The organism is Rothia sp. HMSC068E02 (assembly GCF_001813565.1).
Lineage (GTDB): Bacteria > Actinomycetota > Actinomycetes > Actinomycetales > Micrococcaceae > Rothia.
Genome location: NZ_KV812867.1, coordinates 1 through 1503 on the forward strand (window position 1 = coordinate 1; position 1503 = coordinate 1503).

2 protein-coding genes are annotated in these 1503 nt (G+C 46.7%); both read left to right on the plus strand.

Annotated elements, in window-relative coordinates; genetic code table 11:
- Positions 1 to 332: 332 nt before the first annotated feature.
- Positions 333 to 1166, plus strand: coding sequence for a hypothetical protein (locus HMPREF2919_RS00800; RefSeq protein ID WP_049338606.1), 834 nt, complete (start codon positions 333 to 335; stop codon positions 1164 to 1166).
- 102 nt (positions 1167 to 1268) lie between these two features.
- Positions 1269 to 1400, plus strand: coding sequence for a hypothetical protein (locus tag HMPREF2919_RS09320; RefSeq protein ID WP_256370613.1), 132 nt, complete (start codon positions 1269 to 1271; stop codon positions 1398 to 1400).
- The last annotated feature ends 103 nt before the right edge of the window (positions 1401 to 1503 follow it).

Here is a 1503-nt window from a genome sequence, read left to right on the forward strand (position 1 = left end):
TGTTACTTTCTATTCGGATGCCAATTTCCTTGGGTCCCGTATGTACACCTGGGATAACCCTCATCTGGGTTGGATGAATGACCGTGCATCTTCATTGCATTCTGATGGGTGCCGGTGGCGCTATTACGAAGACAGCCACTATAGGGGTCGCAGGTTTGATTCTTCTTCCGACCTCAACTATCTGCGGGGTCTAAGCCATGAGGGTCTCCATTGGGGCGAGACTTGGGATGACCGGATTAGCTCAGTTAGGTATGTGTATTGCTAGGTGAATGGTGGTAGAGGGACAGGATGCTTTCCTGCTTTAAGTTTTTCTTCCACTCTGAAAGGAGGGTGTGCTCTTGCATAAAAGTAGTGCATTCACAATCACTGCCCTAGCAGGCGCGCTTTTGCTGTCTTCATGCGCTCAGGGAGGTGCCTCAAATTCTGAGTATAAAGCCAAGCTCGATTACGCGAATAATTTGATTACTCTTCCCCTGGATGAGTATGACTATGACGATGCGTCAAGGGCTGTAATTAATGAGGCGGTCGCCCGTATCATGCAAGTATGTTATGTAGCTAAGGGATACTCTGATGCTGTCCCTGTGTTCTCTGATGATCAGCACAGTAATATATATGGTGCCTGGAATGTTGAATATGCCAAGAAGTATGGATATTTCAATGAAGAAAAGTCTCGAGAGCGCACGCAGGCGGCAGAGAAAATACCGGCAGAGATTAGGAAGGAATGTCGCAAGGAAAGTGCCAATCAGTTGAAAGAAATTGAATACGAGAATGACAATGACTCTTTCGCTTACCGGCTTAGACAGGAAGCCTATGCGAGTGCGAAAAGTGATCCGGAATGGAATAAAGTTCGCTCTGAATGGTGGAGCTGCCTAGAGAGCAATGGGTTAACACCACGCAAGGATGACCAGGCGTGGGGTAGTCAAGAGACGTCCAATATTGACGTAAGTTCTAAGAGTGAGGAGGAAAAAACTCAAGAAGTGATTCGCCTCGCAACTATCGAAGCGGAATGTAATCAGAAGGTTGGTATGGCTCAGCGTCTGGGTGATATTGAGGCATCCTACCAGGGGCCTCTCATTGAGAAGAACCAGGCGAAGCTTAACCAGTTGAAAGAAGAGAAAGAAAAGCATGTGGCGAGGGCGCGTGAAATTATCGCCACTAGTCAATAACACATTCTGTTTGAACTGAATAGTACAACTAATAATTGTGATGGAGGAGCCCAGTGTTTGTGGGCTCCTCCTGACTTTCCTGGTTGAAAGGAGTCGGTAACAATGAAGGAATTTGCTGCTCTGTTCGCCTGCTTTGCTCTTAAAGAGTGCTACGCGAAAAAAGGATGCGATTTTGAAATCCTAGAAAATGGCTGGGTTTCTGGTGATGCCTCCGGTATGGCTCCTGGAATGTGAAGCATGTGTGCGCGTCGGAACCTTTTTTATTGGGGTTTTTATTGGGGTATTGGGTGATTCTTTGTTTGGGTGGGGTGTTGAGTTTTTCACATGAATGTGGGTA

Excerpts from the sequence above, each read along its gene's own strand:
- HMPREF2919_RS09320 (WP_256370613.1), top strand. The coding sequence starts at position 1,269 with ATGAAGGAATTTGCTGCTCTGTTCGCCTGCTTTGCTCTTAAAGAGTGC.